Source organism: Streptomyces sp. NPDC052109 (genome assembly GCF_040680195.1).
In the GTDB taxonomy this organism is placed as follows: Bacteria; Actinomycetota; Actinomycetes; order Streptomycetales; family Streptomycetaceae; genus Streptomyces.
This window is the reverse complement of the sequence record NZ_JBFAWF010000021.1, coordinates 21,799-44,564: the sequence shown is the minus strand read 5'-3', so window position 1 is coordinate 44,564 and position 22,766 is coordinate 21,799. Positions and strand designations below refer to the sequence as shown.

18 protein-coding genes and 1 pseudogene are annotated in these 22,766 nt (G+C 72.3%); 10 read left to right on the top strand and 9 right to left on the bottom strand.

The annotated features are described in order from the left end of the window. Window positions 1-26: 26 nt before the first annotated feature. Entirely contained in the window at window positions 27-2,711 is a 2,685-nt protein-coding gene (locus AB0L59_RS32270) for an AAA family ATPase (protein WP_365590184.1), read from the bottom strand. Window positions 2,712-3,250: 539 nt separating this feature from the next. Here AB0L59_RS32270 and AB0L59_RS32265 point away from each other — a divergent pair. Next, entirely contained in the window at window positions 3,251-4,324 is a 1,074-nt protein-coding gene (locus AB0L59_RS32265; protein WP_365590183.1) for a DUF2510 domain-containing protein, read from the top strand. Between the two features lie 120 nt (window positions 4,325-4,444). Here AB0L59_RS32265 and AB0L59_RS32260 read toward each other — a convergent pair whose 3' ends face one another. Further along, window positions 4,445-5,089 carry a TetR/AcrR family transcriptional regulator C-terminal ligand-binding domain-containing protein gene (locus AB0L59_RS32260; RefSeq protein WP_365590182.1) on the bottom strand — a complete coding sequence of 215 codons (645 nt, stop codon included), beginning with the start codon at window positions 5,087-5,089 and terminating at the stop codon, window positions 4,445-4,447. Between the two features lie 245 nt (window positions 5,090-5,334). Here AB0L59_RS32260 and AB0L59_RS32255 point away from each other — a divergent pair, with 245 nt between their 5' ends. The 3 genes from AB0L59_RS32255 (at window position 5,335) to AB0L59_RS32245 (ending at window position 8,306) form a co-directional block, all read left to right on the top strand. Next, window positions 5,335-6,138: a phosphatase PAP2 family protein gene (locus AB0L59_RS32255; RefSeq protein ID WP_365590181.1), complete on the top strand. Its 804-nt coding sequence runs from the start codon at window positions 5,335-5,337 to the stop codon at window positions 6,136-6,138. Further along, on the top strand, window positions 6,135-7,082 hold the full coding sequence (locus AB0L59_RS32250) for a hypothetical protein (protein WP_365590180.1): 948 nt from the start codon (window positions 6,135-6,137) through the stop codon (window positions 7,080-7,082). The genes AB0L59_RS32255 and AB0L59_RS32250 overlap by 4 nt, the downstream gene beginning before the upstream one ends. A gap of 261 nt (window positions 7,083-7,343) precedes the next feature. After that, the gene (locus AB0L59_RS32245) at window positions 7,344-8,306 is read left to right on the top strand and encodes an SDR family NAD(P)-dependent oxidoreductase (RefSeq protein WP_365590179.1); all 963 of its coding nucleotides are present in this window, start codon (window positions 7,344-7,346) and stop codon (window positions 8,304-8,306) included. Window positions 8,307-9,154: 848 nt separating this feature from the next. On the opposite strand, the gene AB0L59_RS32240 is transcribed toward AB0L59_RS32245, so the two are convergent. Together AB0L59_RS32240 and AB0L59_RS32235 are read right to left on the bottom strand one after the other, a co-directional pair. Then, complete coding sequence (locus tag AB0L59_RS32240) at window positions 9,155-10,051, bottom strand: phospholipid scramblase-related protein (RefSeq protein WP_365590178.1); 897 nt, start codon at window positions 10,049-10,051, stop codon at window positions 9,155-9,157. 66 nt (window positions 10,052-10,117) lie between these two features. Next, complete coding sequence (locus AB0L59_RS32235) at window positions 10,118-12,166, bottom strand: phosphocholine-specific phospholipase C (RefSeq protein ID WP_365590177.1); 2,049 nt, start codon at window positions 12,164-12,166, stop codon at window positions 10,118-10,120. A gap of 270 nt (window positions 12,167-12,436) precedes the next feature. Between AB0L59_RS32235 and AB0L59_RS32230 the strand changes: the two genes are divergently transcribed. From AB0L59_RS32230 to AB0L59_RS32220, 3 genes are read left to right on the top strand one after another with little or no spacing between them, the layout of a single operon-like run. Further along, on the top strand, window positions 12,437-13,501 hold the full coding sequence (locus AB0L59_RS32230; RefSeq protein ID WP_365590176.1) for an aromatic ring-hydroxylating dioxygenase subunit alpha: 1,065 nt from the start codon (window positions 12,437-12,439) through the stop codon (window positions 13,499-13,501). Continuing rightward, window positions 13,498-13,668, top strand: coding sequence for a hypothetical protein (locus tag AB0L59_RS32225; RefSeq protein WP_365590175.1), 171 nt, complete (start codon window positions 13,498-13,500; stop codon window positions 13,666-13,668). The genes AB0L59_RS32230 and AB0L59_RS32225 overlap by 4 nt, the downstream gene beginning before the upstream one ends. Next, window positions 13,665-14,594, top strand: a complete 930-nt coding sequence (locus AB0L59_RS32220) for a PDR/VanB family oxidoreductase (RefSeq protein WP_365590174.1) — start codon at window positions 13,665-13,667, stop codon at window positions 14,592-14,594. Before AB0L59_RS32225 ends, AB0L59_RS32220 begins: the two co-directional genes overlap by 4 nt. A gap of 13 nt (window positions 14,595-14,607) precedes the next feature. On the opposite strand, the gene AB0L59_RS32215 is transcribed toward AB0L59_RS32220, so the two are convergent. From AB0L59_RS32215 to AB0L59_RS32205, 3 genes and pseudogenes are all read right to left on the bottom strand, one after another. After that, complete coding sequence (locus AB0L59_RS32215) at window positions 14,608-16,788, bottom strand: discoidin domain-containing protein (RefSeq protein ID WP_365590173.1); 2,181 nt, start codon at window positions 16,786-16,788, stop codon at window positions 14,608-14,610. 570 nt (window positions 16,789-17,358) lie between these two features. Continuing rightward, window positions 17,359-18,143 (bottom strand): annotated as a pseudogene (locus AB0L59_RS32210) (substrate-binding domain-containing protein). Window positions 18,144-18,363: 220 nt separating this feature from the next. Beyond that, complete coding sequence (locus tag AB0L59_RS32205) at window positions 18,364-19,035, bottom strand: hypothetical protein (RefSeq protein ID WP_365590172.1); 672 nt, start codon at window positions 19,033-19,035, stop codon at window positions 18,364-18,366. A 239-nt stretch (window positions 19,036-19,274) separates the two neighbouring features. Between AB0L59_RS32205 and AB0L59_RS32200 the strand changes: the two genes are divergently transcribed. From AB0L59_RS32200 to AB0L59_RS32190, 3 genes are all read left to right on the top strand, one after another. After that, entirely contained in the window at window positions 19,275-19,931 is a 657-nt protein-coding gene (locus AB0L59_RS32200; RefSeq protein WP_365590171.1) for a helix-turn-helix transcriptional regulator, read from the top strand. 14 nt (window positions 19,932-19,945) lie between these two features. After that, window positions 19,946-20,503 (top strand): toxin-antitoxin system, toxin component, encoded by a 558-nt coding sequence (locus AB0L59_RS32195; protein ID WP_365590170.1) that lies wholly within the window; start codon window positions 19,946-19,948, stop codon window positions 20,501-20,503. A gap of 253 nt (window positions 20,504-20,756) precedes the next feature. Beyond that, on the top strand, window positions 20,757-20,987 hold the full coding sequence (locus AB0L59_RS32190) for a hypothetical protein (RefSeq protein ID WP_365590169.1): 231 nt from the start codon (window positions 20,757-20,759) through the stop codon (window positions 20,985-20,987). Window positions 20,988-21,016: 29 nt separating this feature from the next. Here AB0L59_RS32190 and AB0L59_RS32185 read toward each other — a convergent pair whose 3' ends face one another. Beyond that, entirely contained in the window at window positions 21,017-21,697 is a 681-nt protein-coding gene (locus tag AB0L59_RS32185) for a 4'-phosphopantetheinyl transferase superfamily protein (protein ID WP_365590168.1), read from the bottom strand. After that, complete coding sequence (locus tag AB0L59_RS32180; RefSeq protein WP_365590167.1) at window positions 21,645-22,550, bottom strand: metallophosphoesterase; 906 nt, start codon at window positions 22,548-22,550, stop codon at window positions 21,645-21,647. The genes AB0L59_RS32185 and AB0L59_RS32180 overlap by 53 nt, the downstream gene beginning before the upstream one ends. Window positions 22,551-22,766: the final 216 nt, after the last annotated feature.

Below are 22,766 nucleotides of genomic sequence, written 5' to 3'. Positions count from 1 at the left end.
TCCGGGATGAGGCCCCCCGTGGGGCGCTAGCGCAACCCCCGCCCCGTCTCCAGCACCTCCCTCGCCTGGGCCACGAGCCCCTCCGCGCCGCAGGCCCGGGCGAGGTCCAGGCCCCGGTTCAGTTCCGCGACGGAGCGGGCCGCGATGCCGTACTCGACGCGGGCCGCCGCGTGTTCGTACTGGCAGGGCGAGGCCTCCAGATAGGTGACGGCCTGGGCGGCGAGCTGGACCGCGCGGCCGCCGGACTCCAGGGCTGCGGCGCAGCGCAGGGCCTCGCCGATGGCGGTGTCCGTGCCGAAGCGTTCGGCCTGCCGGCGGGCGTCGGCGGCGAGCTGTGCGGCACGGGCCGGGTCCTGGTCGGCGAGGGCCTTGGCGAGGTCGATGGACCAGGGCGAGAGGACCGGGTTGTGGCCGCCGCGCGAGGCGGCCGTCTTCTCGGCGGCCTCCAGTTCGTTGACGCCCTCCTCGGTGCGGCCGACGGCGAGCAGCAGCCGGCCGCGTACGCAGCGGATGTCGGGCAGGACGATGGTGGAGGGGTAGGGCGGCGCGAAGCCGTACTGCTCGGCGATCGACCAGGCCTCGTCGACGCGGCCGCGGGCCAGCAGGGTGTCGACCAGGCCGCAGGTAGCCGACCAGTACAGCGGCAGCCGGCGGCCCACGCGCTCGGCGAGGACGAGGGCCTCGCGCAGGGTGGACTCGGCGTCGCGCAGCCGGCCCTGCCTGCGGTAGGCGAGCCCGAGGAAGGCGTTGGCGAGTGAGAGGTGGCCGCCGCGCCAGCCGGCGGTGGTGTAGGCGCGCAGGGCCTCGGCGAAGAGGCTCTCGGCGCGGTCGAGCCGGTCGGCGTAGGCGTACGCGCTGCCGAGCATCATCAGCAGCTCGATGCCCCACTCCTGGTCGGTCCAGCCGAGGCCGGGTGCCAGGCGGCCGTTGACGAGGGCGCGGTCGCACAGTTCCAGGACCTCGTCGGCGCTCTCGCCGTGGGTCATGGCGTCGAAGCCGCGCAGGATGAGCAGGGCGCGTTCGGCGTTGTCGCGGCCCGTGCAGATGCCCGCGAGTTCGGCCAGGCGCCGGGAGCGGGCCGGGGAGACGCTCTCGCCGTGGATGCCCTCCCACATGAACTGCACGGCCTGCAGCCGCATCCGGACGGGTCCGGGTTCGTGCCGGGCGGCCTCGGCCTCGACCGTGCGGACGGCCTCCTCCAGCTGGTCGTTGTGGAGCAGCGCCTGGGAGAGCCGGACCACCGCGTCGACCCGCCGCTCGCCGTCGAGCCCGGGGATGCCGAGGGCGAACCGGAGGTGGTCGACGGTGACGGCGGGTGCCGTGAGCAGGGTGGCGCAGCCCAGTTCGAACAGGACGTGGGCATGGACCTCGGGGAGCGGCGGCTCCTGCAGGGCGCGTTCGAGGCAGGTACGGGCCGCGTCGGGGGCGCCGACGGCGAGGTGTTCGCGGGCGGCCTCGCGCAGCTGCTCGACGAGTTCCTCGTCGCCGTCCGGGTGCACCTTCAGCAGGTGACGGGCAGCCTGGGCGGCGCCGCGTCCGAGTTCGGTGATGAGCTGGGCGGCGACGCCGTGCATGGCGGTGCACACGCCCGGCGGGATGGAGTTGTAGACGGCGGTGGCGATGAGCGGGTGGACGAACTCCAGCTCGCCCTCCTCGCGTTCGGTGCCGGCCGCGGGGTCGGGTTCGGTGAGGATGCGAGCGGCGCACAGCAGGTCGGCGCAGTGCCGGGCGACGGCCTCGTCCATGGTGGCGAGCCGGGCGACCATGTCGACGGTGATGGCGGTGCCGAGGATGGCGGCCGCCCAGGCGAACTGGGTGGCCTCCAGGCCGAGCCCCTTGAGCCGGTCGACCAGTCCGCCGCCGCGGGCGGCGCGGTTGAGTGCGCGCAGTTCGCCGGCCCGGGCCTCCACCGGCTGCAGTTCGCTGTCCTGCACCTTCGCGAGGAGTTCGGTGGTCTCGTAGGGGTTGCCCGCGGTGACGGCCCAGACCTCGCGGCAGAAGGCGGCGTCGGCGTGCCGGCCGAGCGTGGCGCGGGTGAGTCCGGCGGCCGCGTCGGGGGTGAGGGCCCGGAGGTTGTCGACGGGGCGCCCCGCGGCGGCGGCCACCGCGTCGAGGTGGCGGGCGCTGTCGCCGCCGACCTCGCCGGGCCGGCGGGCGACCACGACGAGGACGGAGAGGTCGTCGAGGCGTTCGGCGAAGGCGGCGAGCCAGCGCAGGGTCTCCTGGTCGGCCCAGTGCGCGTCGTCGATCAGCAGCACGAGCGGCCACTCGCGGCGGGCGAGCCGGCGCACCGCCGCGACGAGTCCGTCGCACACGTACTGCGGGTCTGCGCTGCCCTCCTGCGGAGTGGCTATACCGAGGGCGGGGCCGGCGATGTCGTACCAGTCACCGAGATACTCGCGGGCCTCCTCGGGCAGTAAGGACATCAGTCCGGGCTGGAGCAACTGCCGTACCACGTTGAACGGGACGGACTTCAGGGTCTCGGCACCGCGCGCGGACCACACGGTGCAGCCGCGGCGTTCCGCCATGCGGCGCATCTCGGCCAGCAGCGCGGTCTTGCCGATTCCGGCCTCACCGCGGAAGACCAGCAGACTGCCCGTGGACGACTGGTCGGCGCACAGGAGGTCGAGCGCCCGTGCGACGGCGGCGATCTCCGCGTCCCGCTCCCACAGGGAAGCCGAGCCGACCGCCGGCGGCCGTCCCTCCGTCATCCCGTTACCTCCCCAGGTCGCCCGAATGACGTACAGACCACGAGCGTAGCCGTCCGGTGGGACGTCCGGTGGCCGGTCGGGGCAGCTGTTGCCCCGCCGGGTGAAAGTGGGTGCGGTGAGGCGACGCACCCCCGTCCCGAGCAGCCGGTCAGCGGCGGACGAAGCGTCAACCAAGGCCGCGGCGCAGCCGTTTACCGCCACCCGCCTCCCGCGTGCCGACGGGGCGCGGGGTGGCGGCGGGGCCGGTGGTCCGTCTCGTCGAGCGGGACGAGTCCGGGGTCTCCGGCGGCACGCCGGGTCGCCGGCCCCGGGCCCGGGCGGGTTCCGGGTGACTTCGGTGGTGGTGCGCGGGTCGGTGCGGTTGGGGGTGGCGGCGCGGACCAGGAGTCGTAAGAGGGCGGGCCGGGAGTCGTAAGGGAGCGGTGGCGGGGAGCCGTATCGACCCAGTGGGAAAAATCCCGCTGGCGAAATGTCCGGTACAGCGCTTTGGCGCCGGATCCTCTCATCACACTTTCACTGTCGCCTCATACGGTGGGGGCATGACGCAGGTGACTCCCCCCGGGTGGTACCCCGACCCCGGGCAGACGAACGACGGTCCGCCCACCGAGCGCTGGTGGGACGGCAAGGCCTGGACGGACCAGACCCGCCCCGCCGGGACGGCCGCCGCCTGGGTTCCCCCGACGCAGCCGTCGGCGGCCGGCGGCCCGCAGCCGGTGCAGCCGCCGGCGCCCGCGGCGCCCCCCGCGTACGGCGCTCAGGCCGGGTATCCGGCGTATCCGGGCTATCCCGCCCCGCAGCCCGGGCGGCGCGGTGTGCGCACGGGCGTGGCCGTGACGGCGGCGGCCGCGGTCCTGGCATGCGTCGGCGTCGGTGTGTGGGCCCTCACCAAGGATCCCGGCGGCGGCAGCGCCGACCGCGCCGGGTCGCAGCAGGGAGCCTCCGGCGGGCAGAACGGCGGACCGGGCGGAAGCTTCGGCGGCCAGGACGGCTCCGGCGGCTCGGGCGGCTTCGGCGGCTCGGGCGGCTTCGGCGGGTCCGGCGGGGCCTCGCCGTCGCCGAACCAGTCCGAGGCACCCAAGGTCGCGGGCGGCGGCACGGTGCCGGACGGGGTCAACGGCATCAGCCTGCCCGTGCCGAAGGGCTGGACGGGGCAGACGATCAGCGTCGGCGCACAGGTGACCTCCGACGACTCCTACAAGTGCCCCGGCAATGCCGCCCAGACCTGCACCTCGGGCGGCGCCTACAGCGCTCCGGCCGAGGCGCTGGGCACCGACGGCGACACGGCCGAGCAGGTCGCCAAGGCGGACATCGCGGCCAACGCGAAGGAGTCCTACGGCGGCACCACCTACGGCAGCATCACCTCGCACCAGGTGCTGGGTTCCGGGGCGGTGACGGTCGCCGGGCAGAAGGGCTACATGGTGCGCTGGAAGGCGGTCACCAGCAAGGGCGCGGACGGCTATGTGGAGTCGGTCGCCTTCCCCTCGCCCGACGACGCCAAGCAGATCGTGGTGGTGCGCTTCGGCATCGACGTCGGGCAGAAGACGTCGGTCATCGACGAGATAGTGAAGGGGATCAAGGTCTCCTCGGGCGGCGGGAACGGCCAGAACGTCTGATCGCCGGCCCGCGGACACAGTGCGGCCGGGTGGGGCTCCCCTCCGCTCAAGAGGAGCCCCACCCGGCCGGGGGGTGCGCGCCGCCCCCGTCCCCACGGTGCGGCGCGGTCAGGTCACCGTTCAGTCATCCCGTGAACGGCGGCCTGGGTCTCGGGTCAGCCCGAGCGTGGGCAGCACGGTGGCCTCCACGAACCGGACGAGATAGTCGGCGTCGGCGTACTGGCCGCTGAGCACCGGCCGGACGCGCAGCACGCCGAAGATCATCGCGGGGATGTACTCCAGGGCCGGATGGTCCGCTCGCACCTCGCCCCTGGCCACACCCCGGGCGAGCATCTCCTGCAGCGCGGCGATCTCCGGGTACACCAGCGCCTCGCGCAGCGCCTGCGCCAGCTCGTGATCGCCCGTCACGGCGGGCCCCAGCGCCTGCAGCAGTTTGGTGTCCTTGCCGGACCAGTCCCCGGCGGCCCGCGCGGCCTGGCGCAGGTCCTCGGCGAGCGATCCGGTGTCGATGCCGGTGAACCGCACCCGGCGGCTGGCGCGCAGCGCGGCCGCGACGAACTGGGGCTTGGTCTTCCACTGCCGGTAGAGCGTGGACTTGCTGCACCGGGTGCTGGCGGCGACGCCCTCCATGGTGACCGACTCGTAACCGCACTCGCGGATCTGCTCCAGCACGGCGTCGAAGAACTCCCGCTCACGCTCCGGCGTGATCTTGGAGCGGCGCGAGGCGACGACCGACTCCGGTCCGTCCGCGGCCTGCGACGTCATGCGGTGCTTCCCCTCACTCGTGTCCGGTGGTCGTTCCGGTACGGCTCCGCTCGAGCACGGCTCGAGCCGGGGCCGCCGATCCTGTGGTCCAGTGTGTCGCACATCAATCGATACGCCAGTGTACCGGTACTCCGCCGTATCGGTACACTGACGTATCGGAACGACGACGTATCGATGAGCCTCCGCCCACAGCCGGGGCTCGCACGCACCACCACACGCACCACCGTCAGCGAAGGGGCCGGGGGATGAATGCCCGAACCGAGCCTGCAGAGGCAGCAGCGGAGCCGCCGGACGCGACAGCGCGCCCGGCACTCGTACGTGAGCTTCTGCTGGTCGCGGGACTCTTCCTCGTCTACAAGCTCGGCCGGCAACTGGCCACGGGAGACACCGCGAACGCCCTCCACAACGCCCGCCGCGTGTGGGACCTGGAGCGGACGCTGCGCCTCCCGCACGAGAACGCCGTGCAGTCCGCACTGCTGCACGGCGACACCCTCGTACACCTCGCGAACACCTACTACGCCACCGTCCATTTCCCTGCGACGCTCGCCTTCCTGGTCTGGCTGTACCTCCGGCGGCCCGCCCACTACGTCTGGGCCCGCCGCGTCCTCGCCGTCGTCACCACGGCCGCGCTGGTGCTGCCGTTCACCTTCCCGCTGGCCCCGCCGCGGATGCTGACCGGCGACGGCCTGGTGGACACCGCCCGCCTCTACGGCCCCTCCGTCTACGGCCCACCGTCCAGCGACCACCTGTCCAACCAGTTCGCGGCGATGCCGTCGCTGCACTTCGGCTGGGCCCTGATGGTGGCCGTCGGCCTGATCGTGGCCACCCGGTCCCGGTGGCGCTGGCTGTGGCTGCTGCACCCGCTGATCACCCTGCTGGTGATCGTGGGCACGGCGAACCACTACTGGCTCGACGCGATCGTCGCGACGGCCATGCTCGGCATCGCCCTCGCCGTGATCCACCCGCCGCACCGGACGGCCACCACGGCCGGACGCGGCGCCGGCCGGCTCGCGCCGCGCGAGAGCGTGCTGGCGGGAGCGGGCCGATGAGCGCCGCCGCCCTGATCGCCGTCGCACTCTCCCTCGTCTCGGCGGTCGCCTACGCCCTGGCCGCCGTCGCCCAGGAACGCCTGGCCTCCCGCAGCCACGGCACCGGCCTGCTGCGCCTGCTCGGCACCGGCGCCTGGTGGTCGGCGGTCGGTCTGAACGCGGCCGCCGCCCTGCTGCACGTCGTCGCCCTCAGGTACGGACCGCTCACCCTCGTCCAGCCGCTGGGCGCGCTCACCCTGGTCGCGGCCGTACCGCTCGGCGCCCGGGCGGCCGGACGCCGGGTCAGCACGGCGGAGTGGCGCGGTACGGCGCTGACGCTGCTCGGGCTCGCCGGGCTGCTCGTCACCGCCTCCGGCCCGGCGCCCTCTCGGGTGCTGTCGATGACCGAGGCCCTGGCGGTCGCCGGTACGACCGCCGTCGCGATCGGCATGCTCTCCTGGCCCGGCGCCCGCCCGGGTCTTCGGCACGCCACGGCCTCCGGTTTCGCCTCCGGTGTCGCCTCGGCCCTCACCCAGACGGTGACCGTGGCGGCCACGGACCGCACGGGACCGCTCCTGAGCCCCGAGGTGGTGGTGGTCGCCGTGCTCGTCGCCGCGTTCGCGGTCGGCGGGCTGCTGCTGTCCCAGACCGCCTACCGCGGCGGGCTCGGCGCGCCGCTCGCCGTGGTCACCCTCGCCAATCCGGTGGCCGCCGCGGTCATCGGCCTCACGCTGCTCGGCCAGGGCCTCCAGGGCGGCCCCGCCGGCATCCTGCTGGCCCTCGCCGGCGCGGCCCTGGCGTCGTGGGGCGTGGTCCTGCTCACCCGGGTCACTCCGGAACCGGTGCCCGAGACCGACGACCACCCCGTGGCCGCGGTACTCGCCCTGGAACCGCGCACGGCGACCACCGAACCGGCACTGGTGCCACGCCAGCCGGACCAGCCCGGACATCTCACGGCACTCTGAACCGCCAGGGGCCCTGGCCCCCGGGCCGTGACCACCCTCGTCACGAGAAGACCGCTCCGGCGCGTCGGTGACCCTCCGGTACGGAGGCGTCCGCAATCGGTGGGGCAACCGGTACGAAGGAGACGTGCGTCGGCGGATCCGGGAGGCGGCGGCGACGGTGTCCGAGGCGGTGACCGCCGACCTGGACCGAGGACCACGGCCACTCGGACGCGCCGCCCGGCGCTTGACTTCGAGCGCACTCCAATTCATAGCGTTCCGGCCATGAGTACTGCACAGCACAAGATCGGTTCGGGTTTCGGCGCCACCACCACCGCGGACGACGTCCTGCGCGGCATCGACCTGGCCGGAAAGCTCGCCCTCGTCACGGGCGGTTACTCGGGCATCGGCCTGGAGACCACCCGCTCGCTCGTGAAGGCCGGCGCCCACGTCGTCGTGCCCGCCCGCCGCCCGGCCACCGCCGAGCAGGCGCTGACCGACGTTCCCGGCGTCGAACTGGACGAGTTGGACCTCGGCGACCTGGAGAGCGTGCGCCGCTTCTCCGAGCGGTTCCTCGCCTCCGGACGGACCATCGACATCGTGATCGACAGCGCGGGAATCATGGCGTGCCCGGAGACCCGGGTGGGGCCCGGCTGGGAGGCCCAGTTCGCCACGAACCACCTCGGCCACTTCGCTCTCGTCAACCGCCTGTGGCCGGCGATCGCACCCGGCGGTGCCCGCGTCGTCTCCGTCTCCTCCCGCGGCCACCACCTCTCCGGCATCCGCTGGGACGACGTCCACTGGCGGCAGGGCTACGACAAGTGGGAGGCCTACGGCCAGGCCAAGACCGCGAACGTCCTGTTCGCCGTCCAGCTCGACAAGCTCGGCCGTGACGCCGGCGTCCGTGCCTTCGCCCTGCACCCCGGCGGCATCATCACTCCGCTCCAACGGCATCTGCCCAAGGAGGAGATGATCGAGCGCGGCTGGATCGACGAGGACGGCAACGTGCTCGATCCCGAGGGCTTCAAGACGCCGCAGCAGGGTGCGGCCACCCAGGTGTGGGCGGCGACCTCACCGCAGCTGGACGGGCTCGGTGGCGTCTATCTGGAGGACTGCGACATCGCCGAGCGCGCGCCGGAGGGCGAGGAGCGCAGTGGCGTCAAGGACTGGGCGATCGACCCCGAGCAGGCGGCTCGGCTGTGGGAGCTGTCGGCGGAGCTGACGGGCGTCGACGCGTTCTCCGCCTAGGCGTACGGGCGTCCTGCCGGCGCACGCTGTCGAGCACGGCGACGCCCCGGCGAACACGCTGCCGTGGGCGAGCGCACCGCCTCGGGAGGAGCCGCCGTGGGCGGGACCGGCTTGGGCGAGCACGGCCCGGGCGAGCACCGGCTCGGGCGGGGCCCTCGTGGGCGGAGCTGCCTGGGGCCGGCACTGCGGAGGGGCGAGTACTGGCTTGGGCGAGCACTGACTTGAGCGAGCGCCGGCTCGGGCGACGGTTGTCGCGTCAGCGCCTGGCGGGGCCCGGCGGCCGTCGGCTCCGCAGCCCGGAGCCTCACAGCTCGGCGACCTGGCAACCCCGCCAACCCCGATCAGCGTTGCAGCCCTGCAGCATGCCGGCCCGCAGCCCCGAGCCCGGAGCTCACAGCCCGGCAGCCCGGCAGCCCGGCAGTCCGGCAGTCCGGCAGTCCGGCAGTCCGGCAGTCCGGCAGTCCGGCAGTCCGGCAGTCCGGCAGTCCGGCAGGACGACGATCCCCCCCCCGGGTGGCAGCTCGGGAGCATGAGTAGGTCACGAGCGAGTGCCCTGCGGCACTGCGGCACGGCAGCCACGCGGCCCCGCAAGCCGGTTGCGCGGGAGTCCCGCCGCACGGCGGCCCGGCGGCCTGCCTGTGAGGCGAGGTGGGAGCGGGCTGCGGAAAAGGACGCGTGCTCGGCCGGTCCCGGCGCCTGTGAGCGGTGCGGCGGCGTCCCGCCGGACGCCCGACCACTGGCACGTATCCGGCCACGACGCGCAGCGGCGGCCGGTACGCGCGCACTCCGCGCGCTCCGGCCGCCGTTCCCGTGCTCCTCGTGCCTCGTTCTCCCCCGTCGGGGCCCGCTCAGTTCCAGCCCCGCGAGTCCTGCTTGAGGGCGGTGTCGACGGTCAGGGCCGTCGCCACCACGAGGCTCAGCAGCGGCTCGGGCAGCTGGTAGTGGATCTGCAGGACGTAGTTGTCCGCCGTCGTGAAGAGCGTCTTGGCGAGGCCTTCCCAGGTCTTGGTGATCCGGGCGACCTCGTTGTCCGCGTGGTCGACGATCGCGAAGTTCCACGCCCGCCAGTTCTCCGCCTTGATCGCGCCGACCTGCCGGCCGTTCGCGTTCATGGCGAAGTTGATCTTCCCGATCATGTTCTGCTGGACGATCTCACCGACCGGCGAGCCGTCCGGACGCGTCACGACGACCCGGGACTTGAAGAACTTCGCGGGCCGGGTCAGCAGCAGCTGGGGCTGGCCGTACGCGTCGCGGATCTCCAGCTTGTGGGTCATGAACTGGTCGAGGCTGGAGACGAAACGCAGGATCTTCTTCAGCGCGCCCTGCCCGACCTCGGTCACGGAGCCGATCTCCCGGCCGTTCTGATCCATGACCTTGTACTCGTTGGTCAGCTCGATCAGCTTGGCCTTCTGGTTCACGACCAGGACCGGCTCGGTGAAGAGGGTGCCCCCGCCGGGGCCGCCGGCCGCGACCCCCGCCTGCTGCTGGACCTGACGCTGCACCTTGGGGTCGGCGGTCCGGGCCTGCGGGGCGCCGAACTGCTGGGGACCGCCGTACTGCTGAGCCGCGGCCGGCTGAGGCGCGGCCTGCTGGGCAGCACCCTGCTGCTGCGGAACCTGACCGGCGGGCGCCTGCGCCGGATTGGTGTGCTGGGTCCACTGCGCGCCGTCCCAGTAGCGCAGCGTCTGCGGCGCTCCGTGCGGATCCGGGTACCAGCCTGCCGGAGTGTTCGATTGCGTGGTCACCGGGGCACACTACCCTGATGTGACCGGTACCTGACCAGTCCGCACGGAGCGGTATTCATCGCCCGTTCACTCCGAGGCGATCGCCGGGTCGCTGACGCCCGGATGACCGTTCTCGACATGCCCGGCGAAGCCGCGCAGGAAGCCCGGGTCGGCGTCGCAGGTGACGGTCACGTCGTACCAGCGCTTGCTCGCCGCGAGGTCCACGGTGTGCTTGACCGTCGCGCCGGGCCGTACGGTCACGGTGGCCGGAGCGCCACCGTAGCCGTTCACGACCTTCAGCTTCGCCGTGCCGGAACCCTTGTTGGTGAAGGTGAGCACCAGGTCCTCGCCCACGTGCCGGGCGGTCGCCTCCGGTCCGGCGGTCTTGGCCTTGCCCTTGAAAACGCGCAGGAAACCGTTGGGGCCGTGGACGGTGAGGTCGTGCACGCCACCGGAGTAGGCCGCGTTCCAGGTGTCGGACAGCGACTTGGCGGCCTCGGTGGTGTAGGTCCAGGGGCCGTCGGTGCGGTTGCCGGAGGTGACGAGGAAGGCGGCGCCCGCGTGCGTCCCCGAGGCGAACGTGAGCGTGAAGGTGCCGCCCGTGGTGTCCGCGGAACCGTCCACCACGGGGGCGTACTTCAGCGGGCGGGTGGGCCGGTGGCCGCGCTCCTGCTTGGGCAGGGAGGGGTTGGCCGGCGGCTTGGGCACGTAGTCGGCGTGCCGGTTGTGGTCCGGCGGCTCGTAGCCGGCCGTGGACGGCAGCGCGACCGGCTTGGTGTCCTTGCGGGAGAAGTCGAAGGCGCTGGTCAGATCGCCGACGACGGCCCGGCGCCAGGGCGAGATGTTCGGCTCGTGCACGCCGAAGCGGCGCTCCATGAACCGGATGATCGAGGTGTGGTCGAAGGTCTCGGAGCAGACGTAACCGCCCTTGCTCCACGGGGAGACGACCAGCATCGGCACGCGCTGGCCCAGCCCGTAGGCGCCGGCGACGTGGCTCGCGTCGCCCTTGTACAGGTCGAGGGACGCGTCGACGGTCGACTTGCCCTGGGCGCCGGAGGCCGGCGGGAAGGGCGGTATGACGTGGTCGAAGAAGCCGTCGTTCTCGTCATAGGTGATGAACAGCGCGGTCCTGCCCCAGACCTCGGGATCGGAGGTGAGCGCGTCCAGGACCTGGGCGACGTACCAGGCGCCGTAGTTGGCGGGCCAGTTGGGGTGCTCGGTGAAGGCCTCGGGGGCGACGACGTAGGAGACCTGCGGCAGCTTGCCGGCCTTGACGTCGGCCTTCAGCCGGTCGAAGAAGCCCTCGCCCTTGCGTGCGTCGGTGCCGGTGCGGGCCTTGTCGTACAGCGGGTCGCCGGGCTTGGCGTCGCGGTACTGGTTGAAGTAGAGCAGCGAGTTGTCGCCGTAGTTGCCGCGGTAGGCGTCGTCGATCCAGCCCCAGCCGCCGTTCGCGTCCAGTCCGTCGCCGACGTCCTGGTAGATCTTCCAGGACACCCCGGCCTTCTCCAGCCGCTCGGGGTACGTCGTCCAGCCGTAGCCCTTCTCGTCGTTGCCGAGGACCGGGCCGCCGCCCTTCCCGTCGTTCCCGACGTAACCGGTCCACATGTAGTAGCGGTTCGGGTCGGTGGAGCCCATGAACGAGCAGTGGTAGGCGTCGCAGATGGTGAAGGCGTCGGCGAGCGCGTAGTGGAACGGGATGTCGTCGCGGGTCAGGTGGGCCATGGTCGTGCTGCCCTTGGCCGGGACCCATTTGTCGTACTTGCCCCCGTTGAAGGCGGCATGGGTGTCCTGCCAGCCGTGCGGCAGGTCCTGGATGAAGGCGAGGCCCAGGTCGTCGGCGTCCGGATGGAAGGGCAGGATGTCCTTGGTGCCGTCGGACTGCTTCCAGACGGACTTCCCGTTCTGCGAGACGGAACGGGGGTCGCCGAAGCCGCGGACACCTCGCAGCGTGCCGAAGTAGTGGTCGAAGGATCGGTTCTCCTGCATGAGGACGACGATGTGCTCGACGTCCTGGACTGTCCCGGTGCGGTGGTGCGCGGGCAGCGCGGCGGCGCGCTGGATGCTGCTCGACAGCGCGGTGAACGCCGCAGTGGCGCCCGCGAGTTGGAGGAATCGGCGCCGGTTTGCTTCGGGCATGACTCTGAGGGTCCTCTCGTCCTGACGTACGTGATGCCGCACAAATGACGGAATCTGCGCGGAGCGAGTGTTCCAAGAGCATCAAACGTCAGGGAAGGGTCTGATGGCGCCTGTGTGAAACTCGGCGGTCAGCGCGGTGCCGGTGAACCACCACGGACGCCGGAGCCGACGGCGACTGCCAGGAAGGCTGCCGCCTGGCGGAAGTCGGCGTTGCGCACCCTGCGCCGCCTCCCGACGATGTGGCCACCACCACAGAGGGGAGCCTCAGCCATGCCGCATGTGACCGCTTTCGCGAGGAATCAGTGGTACGTCGCCGCCTACGGTGAGGAGGTCGGGCGCGAGCTGCTCGGCCGGACCGTCCTCGGGGAACCGCTTGTCCTGTACCGCGCGGAGGAGGACGGCGCCCCGGTCGCCCTGCACGACCGGTGCGTCCACCGCAGGTATCCGCTGTCCTCGAGCGGCCTGGACGGCGACCGGATCGTGTGCGGTTACCACGGTTTCACCTACGACCGGACCGGCACCTGCGTATTCGTACCGGGCCAGAAGCGCGTTCCGCGCACCGCGCGTGTCGCCTCCTACCCGGTGGTGGAGCAGGACTCGCTGGTCTGGGTGTGGATCGGCGACCCGGCGCTCGCCGACTCGCGGACGATCCCGCGGGCCCGGCACCTCGACTCCCCCGGCTGGATCACCGTACGCGGCATGGAACCGATCGACGCCGACCACGGCCTGCTCGTCGACAACCTGCTCGACCTGTCCCACGAGACGTATCTGCACGGCGGTTACATCGGTACTCCGGAGGTCGCCGAGACGCCCATCACCACCGAGGTGGACGAGGGCGCGGGCGTGGTCCGGGTCAGCCGGCGCATGGACGACGCCGAGTGCCCGCCCTTCTACGCCCGCTCGACCGGCATGGCGGGCCGGATCACCCGCTGGCAGGACATCGAGTACCACGCCCCGTGCCTGTATCTGCTGCACAGCCGGATCGCTCCGGTCGGCGTCGTACCGGAGCCCGACGGCAGCGACCCGCACGGTTTCCACACCGAGATCACCTACGCCATCACGCCGTCGGCGGACGGCAAGGTGTACGACTTCTGGGCGGTGTCCCGGGACTGGGCGGTCGAGGACGCCGAGGTCACCGAGTTCCTGCGGGCCAACAACCACACCGTGGTGATGCAGGACGTGGACGCGCTCAACCTGCTCCAGCGCACCCTCGGCACCGAACGCGCGGGCTACCAGGAGCTGAGCATCAGCATCGACACCGGTGGCCTGGCCGCGCGCCGCATCCTGTCCCGGCTGGCCGAGGAGGGCGGCAAGCCCGTGGAGGGGGTCCGGTGAGCCCCGGCACCGGCGAGGTCTACCGGGCCGACTGGCTGCCCGGCACCGATGTGCTGCACGGCACCTGCCACTGCGGTGCCGAGCGCACCGCCGGGGACCCGGTGCGGATGCGGGAGTGGATGCCGGCGCATCCCGAAGGGCACGACAGCGAAGAGGCCGTACGGTGACGGAGAGCGAACTCGTCGTATCCGCAAGGGAGTTCGTCGCAGACGGGGTGCTGGCCCTGACGCTGTGCGATCCGCTCGGGCACGAGCTGCCCGCCTGGGAGCCCGGCGCCCATGTGGACCTGCTGCTCGGGCCGGGTCTCGAGCGGCAGTACTCGCTGTGCGGTGACCCCGCGGACCGGTCGGCGTGGCGGATCGCGGTGCTGCGGGAACCGGCCGGGCGGGGAGGCTCGGCCCATGTGCACGAGCGGTTGGGCGAGGGCACGAAGGTACGGGTGCGCGGGCCGCGAAACCGCTTCCGGCAGGAGCCCGCGCCCCGTTACCGCTTCATCGCCGGCGGCATCGGCATCACCCCGATCCTGCCGATGCTCGCGGCGGCCGAACAGGCCGGCACCGAGTGGACACTGCTGTACGGCGGACGCTCCCGCTCCTCCATGGCCTTCGCCGGGGAGCTGGCCCGCTACGGCGACCGGGTCGCCCTCGCCCCGCAGGACGAGACCGGCCTGCTCGACCTGGACCCGGTGCTGGACGGCCTCCCCGACGGCACCCTGGTCTACTGCTGCGGTCCGGGGCCGCTGCTGGACGCCGTCGAGCAGCGCTGCCCGGCCGGGGCGCTGCGGGTGGAGCGCTTCCGACCGAGGGAGCGACAGGCGCCCGCCGGCTCGGAGTTCGAGGTCGTACTCGCACGCAGCGGCCGCGCGGTGACCGTCCCGCCGGACGTGTCAGTGCTGGACGCGGTGCGCGCCGCGGGCGTCGAGGTGCTGTACTCCTGCACGGAGGGGACCTGCGGCACCTGCGAGACCGATGTGCTGGCGGGCGCCCCGGATCACCGGGACTCCGTCCTCACCGAGGAGGAGCGGTCGGCGGGTGACACCATGATGATCTGTGTGTCCCGGTGCCGGGGCGCCCGACTGGTGCTGGACCTGTGAACACGGGCCCGGATCAGGGTGTCAGGTAGGCCTCCACCTCACTGAGCTGTCCCGCCGGCCAGCCGGTGTTGGCGCTGACGGTGAGGCGGAGGTAGCGCAGGTTGGAGGTGCTCGGCAGGGAGACGGTGGCCGCGTTGCCGGTGGCCGGGTCGAAGCGGTAACCCTGGGAACCCACGACGGTCGAGTAGTTCGAGCCGTCGGTGCTGCCGAGCACGGTGACCGTCTCGGTGCGGGCGCCCCAGGCCGAGGAGGGCGGCAGCTTCAGCACCAGGCGGCGCACGGCGTAGGACGAGCCGAGGTCGACCGTCCAGGACTGCGGGAAGGCGTTGTTCGTCGACTCCCAGTAGGAGTTGGCGTCACCGTCGACCGCCTTGCCGGGCGTGTAGACGTCCTGAGAACCGGTCGCGGAGGCCGGCCGGCCCTTGGCGAGGTTGCGGTTCGGGTCCGGATCGGGGTTGCCCTGGCCGGGCTGGGGCCAGGTCGAGCAGTCCGACCAGGTGCTGCTCCAGCCCGAGTTGCCGCCGCCGTCGGTGAGGGCGAAGGAGCCGGAGTTCGCCGGGTAGGGGCAGTTGTAGACACCGGCCGCGCCGACCTGGGTGGCCGTGACGTTCTTGAAGGTGGCGGCGCCCTGCGTCTCGGCCTGGACGACGACCGTACCGGTGTTCTGCACGGTGGCGCCGGTCACGTTGACGTTCCTGACCGGGTAGCCCTGTCCGCCGCCGGAGACGAACTCGAAAGCACTGTACGGGCTGTCGGTGATCGTGGTGTTGGTGATGTTGACGGTCGCGTTGATCGCGCTGTCGTAGGAGTCGACGCGCAACGCGCCCATCGGATGGTTCCAGTTGGGGTTTATCGCGCCGGTGCGCACCAGGGTGTTGCCGTCGACCGTGATGGTGCCGGACAGCGGGGAGAAGGGGTCCATGAACTTCTGGTTGGAGATCGCGATCCCGCTGCCCAGGGCGTTGGTGTCGGAGATCAGGTTGTTCTTCACGGAGATGTCGGTGCCGCCGTAGATGGCGATGCCGTTGGCGAGGTTGGGCTGGGAGATCGTGTTGTTCTCGAAGCTGGAGTTCGTGTCCGGCGAGTAGAGCGACCACATGGCGAGGGAGTCGTCGCCCTGGTTGCGCAGGAAGTTGTTGCGGACGACGACACCCTTGGCGGTGCCGTTGAGGTTGATGCCGTCGGCGGTGGTGTCGAGGATGCGGTTGTTCTCCACCACCAGGTTGTCGTTGGTGCCCGTCAGCCACATGCCGCACTTCATGTGCTGGATCCACATGCCGGAGACGGAAGAGTTCGGGCCGAGGGAGCCGTTGACGAAGTTGTCCGGACTGGAGTCGACGCGTTCGGTGACCTCGCCCATGACGGCGAAGTCCTTGATGTGGACGTTGCCGGAGGAGCTGGACTGGTCGATGAAGCGGGAGGTGTGCACTACCGAGTACCAGCTGCCGGCGCCCTGCAGCGTCACGTTCTGCACGCCGTTGAGGGACGAGGTGATCTTGTAGTCACCCGGCGGGATCCACACCGTTCCGCCCTGGGCGGCGGCGATCGCGTCCCGGAAGGCCTGGGTGGAGTCGCCGTTGCCGCTGGGGTCGGCGCCCTTGGACACGACGGAGACGGAGCCGGCGGGCTGGGCGGCGGCGGCCGCGACCTGCTCGAAGTCCGCGACGTCGACGGTGACCTGGGTACCGGTCGACTCGAACGCGACCTTGTCGCCGGGCTGGACGTTCTGGCCCAGCAGCATGCGGGCGTTGTCGAAGAAGTGGTGCTGCTTGGCGCCGGGGATCCAGCCGGTGTCGATGTAGGAGTACTTGGAGGTCACCGGGAGGGTCTTGGCGAGCTTGGTGCCGTTGACGTACACGTTCAGCGAACCGGTCTGGCCGTCCGGGACGCTGTAGGAGAGGTTCACCGCGTTGGCGGCGCGCGGCACGGTGAACTCCACCCGCTGCCCGGACGTCAGCCGGACGGCCTGCCGTCCGGACGCCTCCGAGGCGAGGGTGCCCTGGGTGTAGTCGGGGCCGATCTTCGTGCCGGTGGTGGTCGCGGACTCGGCCTCCACGGAGGTGAAGGGGAGGCCGGCGCCCGACGCGGCGTGCGCGGCGGGGGCCAGGGTGACCATCATGCCGGCGGCGAGGGCGACGACGGTCCCGATGGCTGGCGTGCGCCTGACATGTCTGGCGGTGCTGGTGGTGTACATGTGCTGATCCCTTTCGATGGTGGGGGTACTGGGACAGCTGGTGCGGACGTGGCCGCGAGGCCGACCACGCGCATCGCGCGCTCGGCGCGGGCGAGAGCGAGGTCGCCGTCGGGTGGCCAGAGGGCGGGCAGCCAGGTCAGGGGGCCGTCACCGAAGACCCGGCGGGCGGCGACGGCCTCGCGGTGGAGGGACAGCACGAAGTGGGGATCATGCTGTCGGCGGTCGACCGCGTACGACGGCCGGTCGGCCGGCTGCGGCACCCGGGGTTCCCGCCGCGCACCGAATCCCGCGTACGGCGCTCCTGGGCGGCTCGCGGTTGACGGTGACGCATGTCCTGCCGACCGCCGAGTCGTCGGCCCGAGCCGCGGGCGAGGGCGGCGAGGGCGAGCGAGGAACAGACGCCGCTCGCGCCGTAGGTACGGCGGAACCCGGTACTTCTCATCGGTGGACCTCTGATGGCACTCATGGCAGGTGCGGTGGGCGCCGCACACTCAAGCACCGACGACATCGAGACGCAAGATGTCAGGCAGAACAAGTAATTAGTCGACAGACAGCCGGATCTTCTGGAGCTCAGGAGCGCGGGGCTTGCGCGGTGGATCCACGCACCACCAGGCCGGGCCCGAACAGCACCTCCTCGGCGGGTACGGAGGCGCCGCCGATCCGCACGCTCGGCGGCTCGACGGCCACGCGGCTCACGGCCTCGACGGGCCGGCGGACGGTCGCGAGCGGGGGTTCGGTGCAGTTCATGACGGCGGAGTCGTCGTAGCGGACGCCGGAGATCCGCCCGGGAGCCGTGGCCCTCGCGCCGCGCGGCCCGGACCACGCCCAGCGCCAGGGGGTCGCCTGTGCAGACGATCCCGGTCACCCCGCGGTCGATCCGCCGGGACGCGGCGGCGTGACCGCCTTCGACGGAGAAGATCGCCCGCGCGGCGAACTCGTCCGGCAGATCACCGGTGATCGCCCGCGCGAGGGACGGCTTGCGCACCGAGGGCACGTGGCCGCCCGGGCCGAGACCCGTCCGATGCGCTCATGGCCGAGGGAGGTGAGTTGCCGCCGGGCCTGCTCGACGGCCACGGCGCCGCCGCAGGACACGCCCGGGAAGCCGAGGTGTTCGGCGGCCGCGTCGAGCAGCATGAGACGGCCGATCAGACGACGCCGCGGACCCGCAGCTCGGGCAGGACGGCCGACCATCCGGGCGCGTTCGCCGCGCAGCTGGGTGGGACGCCCGTAGCCGCGGACGTCGAGTGCCGTCTGCCGAGTGGTTTCGGACCCCCGGGTTCGCCGTTGAGCACCCGGTTGACCGTCGCCTCGCCATCGCCGACCCTCTTCGCCACTTCCGCAAGAGGTCGAGGCATGCACGCAAATGCAGTGCAAGTCGCGCAAGCCGCTTGCGCGGTGTGTCCCGCCGTCGGCGCGCCCCGTGGGCCAGCCGGTGCGGGACGGGTGCGGTCGCTGCCCGCACCCCGCCGCGGGCCGTGTATCCCTGCAGCCCCGCCCCGTGCGGGCGCTCCCGCCGGGACGGAGTGCGTGCTTCGACCCGGCGCCGCCGGCGACCTGAACGCCGGCGGTGCCGGGTCAGTCCTCGGGGGCCGGGACGACCGTGAGATGGGCCGCCGTGCCCCGCGGCCGGCGCGGACGCCGTACGGGCGCGGCGGGGCGGCGGTGGTCGCGCGGAACCATCGTGAGGCGCCGGTAGCCGAGGTCACGCAGGACCTCGGGTGTCTCCTCGACGATGCGGCACTCGGTGGGGCCGCGGCGCGGGTCGGGGTGGACCAGCAGCCGGACGGCTCCGTCGAGCCGGGTCGCGCTCTCGCCGACGGCCCGCATCCAGTGCGGCAGGCCCTGCCGGTAGGCGGCCTCCATGAGCGGGTCCTGAGCCATGTCCCGGCGGATCGCCTGGAGTTCGTGGTCGTGACCGTACGTCTCCAGGGCGGTTTTGAGGTGGGCCAGCATCGGCAGGCACCAGCCCTGCTCGTGCTCGCCGAGGACGTCGGCCGCGTCCGGGTGGAACAGGACGAACCGCAGGAAGTTGGCCCCGGGCATGGCCGACGCATGCCGGCGCACCCCCCGGAAAAGTGTCTCGAACGCGCCGTTGGCCATGACCACGCCCCAGCGGTGGTCGACGACCAGGGACGGGCAGGCGAGAGACTCCAGCAGGACGGCGTAGTCCTGGAGGTACGCCTGCGTCTCGCAGGTCTCGGGGACGGGCCGCGGTGCCGGCCGCTGCCCTCCTGCCTGGTATGCCATCGGGAGGTCACCCCTCTTGCCTCTGCGGCCTTCACGCGGCCCTGTGATCCTGCGGCCCCCGGCAAGACCATGTCAACTATCGTGGCATTCCGTGCCCGTTGACGGCTGAAATTCGCCACAGTTGTGGCGACACCTGGATGTGAGTTCGAGGCACCCGCTACTCTCCGGGAAGTTCACGAGCGATCGCTCGTGAGACACGGACGCATCTGAAGCCCTCTAGAGACGTAGGAGTTCTGTCGGTGACGGATGGCTACGAGGATCCGGGCGCCGCGGCGACCGCCCAGCTGCCGGCCGTCGTCGCCCGCGTCACCGCGCTCGCCGACCGGCTCGGCGTGCCGCACGCCGAGGTCTTCGACGTCGGGCGGCTCTCCGTGGCCTGCGGTGTCCCGGAGGCGGTGGTCAAGGCCCTGCTCAGCGGCCGGCCGGCCGGCGAACCGGACGTCCAGGCACGTTTTCTGCAGCGCCTCGGCCTGCTGCGCCGCACCCGGCTGAAACCGAACGGCCGCAAGTACACCCAGCAGGAGATCGCCGACGGCGCGGGCATGTCCCGGCAGCAGGCGGGCGCGCTGATCAACGGCGACCGGCGGCCCACCATGGAGCACTGCGACGCGTTGCAGCGCTTCTTCCGGGTGCACGCCGGCTTCCTCACCGCGGAGGACCCCGAGGCCCTGGCGGGTGCGCTGCAGCGCACCGAGCAGGAACTGCTGACCAAGCTCGCCGACCGGGAACGGGCCGCCGCCGGCGCCGACAAGGACCCGCTGGAACGGCTGCTGCAGGACCACGGGGTGCGCGGAATAGCCTGGCGGGCCGCGCAGTTGCCCACCGACCAGCACCGGGACAAGGTCGCGGAGTGGCTCGACATGCTCCTGGAGAGCGTCAAGCGGCCCGAGTCGTGAGCCGGGGGAGGACTGTGGGCATCGGCAGGGACATGCGCCGGCTGTGCAACGAGCTGGTGGGCGGGCTGACGCTGGGTGCACCGGTGCCGCCGCCGGAGCTGTACCGCGCGCTGTGCGAGGCGATGAGCCGCCGGCGCGGCCGCCCGGTGCACTTCCGCGCGGCCGCCTTCCCGCCGGGCACGGCGAGCGGGCTGTGGCTGGACCTGACCGACCGCGACCTCGTCGTCGTGGAGGAACGCACCGCGCCGGACCACCAGTTGGTGATCCTCGGTCACGAGCTGTGGCACATGCAGGCCGACCATCACGGGCACCACGTCGACGGCGTCGGGGTCGCCACGCGGCTGCTGTACGACGACACCGACCAGGACGCCCTCCAGGCCACGGTGCAGCGGGTCGCGGCCCGGACCCGCTTCGACCTCGCCGAGGAGCGCGAGGCCGAGACCTTCGGTCTGCTGCTGGCCAGCAAGTGCCGTACCTGGCTGGCCGGTTCGACCCTGCGTGGCCCGGTACAGCGGGACGACGTGGCCGGGCGCATCGAGGCATCCCTGGGCTATCCCGGGCCGCAGGGCTGATCCGAGGGGCGTGCGCCGGACCGTGCGCCGGCCGCCGGTCGCCCTCGGTCCGGTCACGCCCGGGCGGCACGGCCGCCTGTCGTCCGTCACCCCGCGCCTCCCTGGGCGTTGCCAGGAGCACGGAGCGAGATCCCGCCTCGGCTGAGCGGGCGAACCGGAGCGGAGCCGCACGGCGTTGTCAGTGGTGGGCGGCAAGCTGAAGGTGTGCGCGCAGAGCGCGCGACCGTGACGCCTACTCGGGGAGAGCCGACCGATGCCCACCGCAGTACTGACCGACCGTGAGCGCACCGCCGTACAGGCCTACCTGCGGCTGCTGCATACGGTGCGCGCCGCCTTCGACGGACCACCGGACGGCGGCGGCCGGCCCGCCGTGGTCCCGCCCGCCGTGCTGGCCGAGGCGGAGCAGGCCCTGGCACGCGCGGGTCTCGCGGGCAACGAGGAGCACTTCTTCCGGCTGCTGCGGGACTGGTGCCCGCCGGCCTGACCGGCCCGGGCGCCGCACGCGGCGGCGGGTCAGGAGTGCGGGACGACGACGGAGGTGGCGACCAGCCCGTCGCGTACGACCCACCGGCCGTCGAAGACCTGGAGCCGGTGGTCGCCGACCCGGGGCCCGGGGACGAGGAGTTCGGCGCGCAGGGTGCCGTGCGAGGCGTCGCCCGGGCTCGAGTGCAGGATGATGTCGGCCTCGGAGAAGTCCAGCCAGGTGCGGGTCAGCGGGAACCACGCCTTGTAGACGGACTCCTTGGCGCTGAACAGGATCCGGTCCCAGTGCACGGCGGGCCGCTGCCCGGCGAGCAGAGCGAGCCGCTCGGTCTCGACGGGCAGGAAGACCGAGGGACCGACGCCGTCCGGGAGCGGCCCGTGCGGTTCGGCGTCGATGCCCAGGGAGGCCAGATCGTCCGCGCGGGCCAGAGCGGCGGCACCGTAGCCGTCGCAGTGGGTCATGCTGCCGATCAGGCCGTCCGGCCAGCGCGGTGCGCCCCGCTCGCCGCTGAGGACGGCCTGCGGCGGCACGCCGAGCTTCTCCATGGCACGCCGGGCACAGCCGCGTACGGCGGTGAACTCGCGGCGGCGCTTGGCCACCGCACGCTCGACGAGCGCTGCCTCCCCGGGGTAGAGCGGGGCGTCCCACAGCGGGTCGTCACCGTGTGCCTCCACGGCCACGACCGACTCCGGGAGCAGCTCCTCGATCACCGTCTTCCACCTCCGTCGGCAGGATGCGGCGCAGCCTTCCCGGCGGTTCCGGGCGCTTGCGCCATTCTCGGGGATAGCCCACCGAGACCTCTTCGAAGCGGACACCGTCGTGCCAGGTGGTGCGGGGGATGTGCAGATGGCCGTAGACCATGGTGGCGACGCGGAACCGGCGGTGCCAGTCCGCGGTCAGCGTGGTGCCGCACCACATCGCGAACTCGGGATACCACAGGACCTCGGTGGGATGCCGGTGCAGCGGATAGTGGTTGACCGGCACGACCGGCAGGTCCGCGGGCAGCGCGGCGAGCCTGCGCTCGGTCTCGGCGACCCGCGCCCGGCACCAGGCGTCACGGGTCGGATAGGGGTCCGGGTGCAGCAGGTACTCGTCGTTGCAGACCACACCGGTGCTGTGCGCGTAGGCCAGGCCCTCGGCCTTGGTGGCGCAGCCGGCCGGCAGGAAGGAGTAGTCGTACAGCAGGAACAGCGGAGCGACGGCGACCGGGCCGCCGGGGCCGCGCCACACCGGGTAGGGATCCTCGGGCGTGACGACGCCCAGCTCGCGGCACAGCTCGACCAGGTGGTCGTAGCGGGCGACGCCGCGCAGGGTGACGGGATCCGTCGGGTGGGTCCACAGCTCGTGGTTGCCGGGGGCCCACAGCACCTTGCGGAACCGGCCCGCCAGCTTTTCGAGGGTCCAGCGGATGTCGGCCACCGTCTCCGCGATGTCACCGGCCACGATCAGCCAGTCCTCGTCGCTCGTGGGCCGCATGTCCTCGACCAGGGCGCGGTTCTCCGGGTAGGTGATGTGCAGGTCGCTGATGGCCAGCAGCTGTCCGGCCTCGGCCGCAGACTCCACCCCGCACCCCTTCCGATCATCCTCTGCCGGGACCACAAGAACACATTCCCGGACAGCGGACAAGTGGCCCCCCGGCCGCCTGTCGCGCGGGGGTCGCGAGGGGGCCGGTTCCGGTTGGCGGGGCCCCGGCGAGCCGCCTGGACAGGGCCGGGAAATCCGTAACACGCACGTTGCACGCGCAGGCTCTTGAAAGCCGTATGATCGCCCCGACACCAG

What these genes read in the sequence shown, in the direction of transcription:
- AB0L59_RS32250 (WP_365590180.1), top strand. Translation starts at nt 6,135, where the DNA reads ATGAGCGCCGCCGCCCTGATCGCCGTCGCACTCTCCCTCGTCTCGGCG.
- AB0L59_RS32255 (WP_365590181.1), top strand. Translation starts at nt 5,335, where the DNA reads ATGAATGCCCGAACCGAGCCTGCAGAGGCAGCAGCGGAGCCGCCGGAC.
- AB0L59_RS32260 (WP_365590182.1), bottom strand. Translation starts at nt 5,089, where the DNA reads ATGACGTCGCAGGCCGCGGACGGACCGGAGTCGGTCGTCGCCTCGCGC.
- AB0L59_RS32230 (WP_365590176.1), top strand. Translation starts at nt 12,437, where the DNA reads ATGCCGCATGTGACCGCTTTCGCGAGGAATCAGTGGTACGTCGCCGCC.
- AB0L59_RS32205 (WP_365590172.1), bottom strand. Translation starts at nt 19,035, where the DNA reads ATGGCATACCAGGCAGGAGGGCAGCGGCCGGCACCGCGGCCCGTCCCC.
- AB0L59_RS32245 (WP_365590179.1), top strand. Translation starts at nt 7,344, where the DNA reads ATGAGTACTGCACAGCACAAGATCGGTTCGGGTTTCGGCGCCACCACC.
- AB0L59_RS32265 (WP_365590183.1), top strand. Translation starts at nt 3,251, where the DNA reads ATGACGCAGGTGACTCCCCCCGGGTGGTACCCCGACCCCGGGCAGACG.
- AB0L59_RS32270 (WP_365590184.1), bottom strand. Translation starts at nt 2,711, where the DNA reads ATGACGGAGGGACGGCCGCCGGCGGTCGGCTCGGCTTCCCTGTGGGAG.
- AB0L59_RS32215 (WP_365590173.1), bottom strand. Translation starts at nt 16,788, where the DNA reads ATGTACACCACCAGCACCGCCAGACATGTCAGGCGCACGCCAGCCATC.
- AB0L59_RS32190 (WP_365590169.1), top strand. Translation starts at nt 20,757, where the DNA reads ATGCCCACCGCAGTACTGACCGACCGTGAGCGCACCGCCGTACAGGCC.
- AB0L59_RS32235 (WP_365590177.1), bottom strand. Translation starts at nt 12,166, where the DNA reads ATGCCCGAAGCAAACCGGCGCCGATTCCTCCAACTCGCGGGCGCCACT.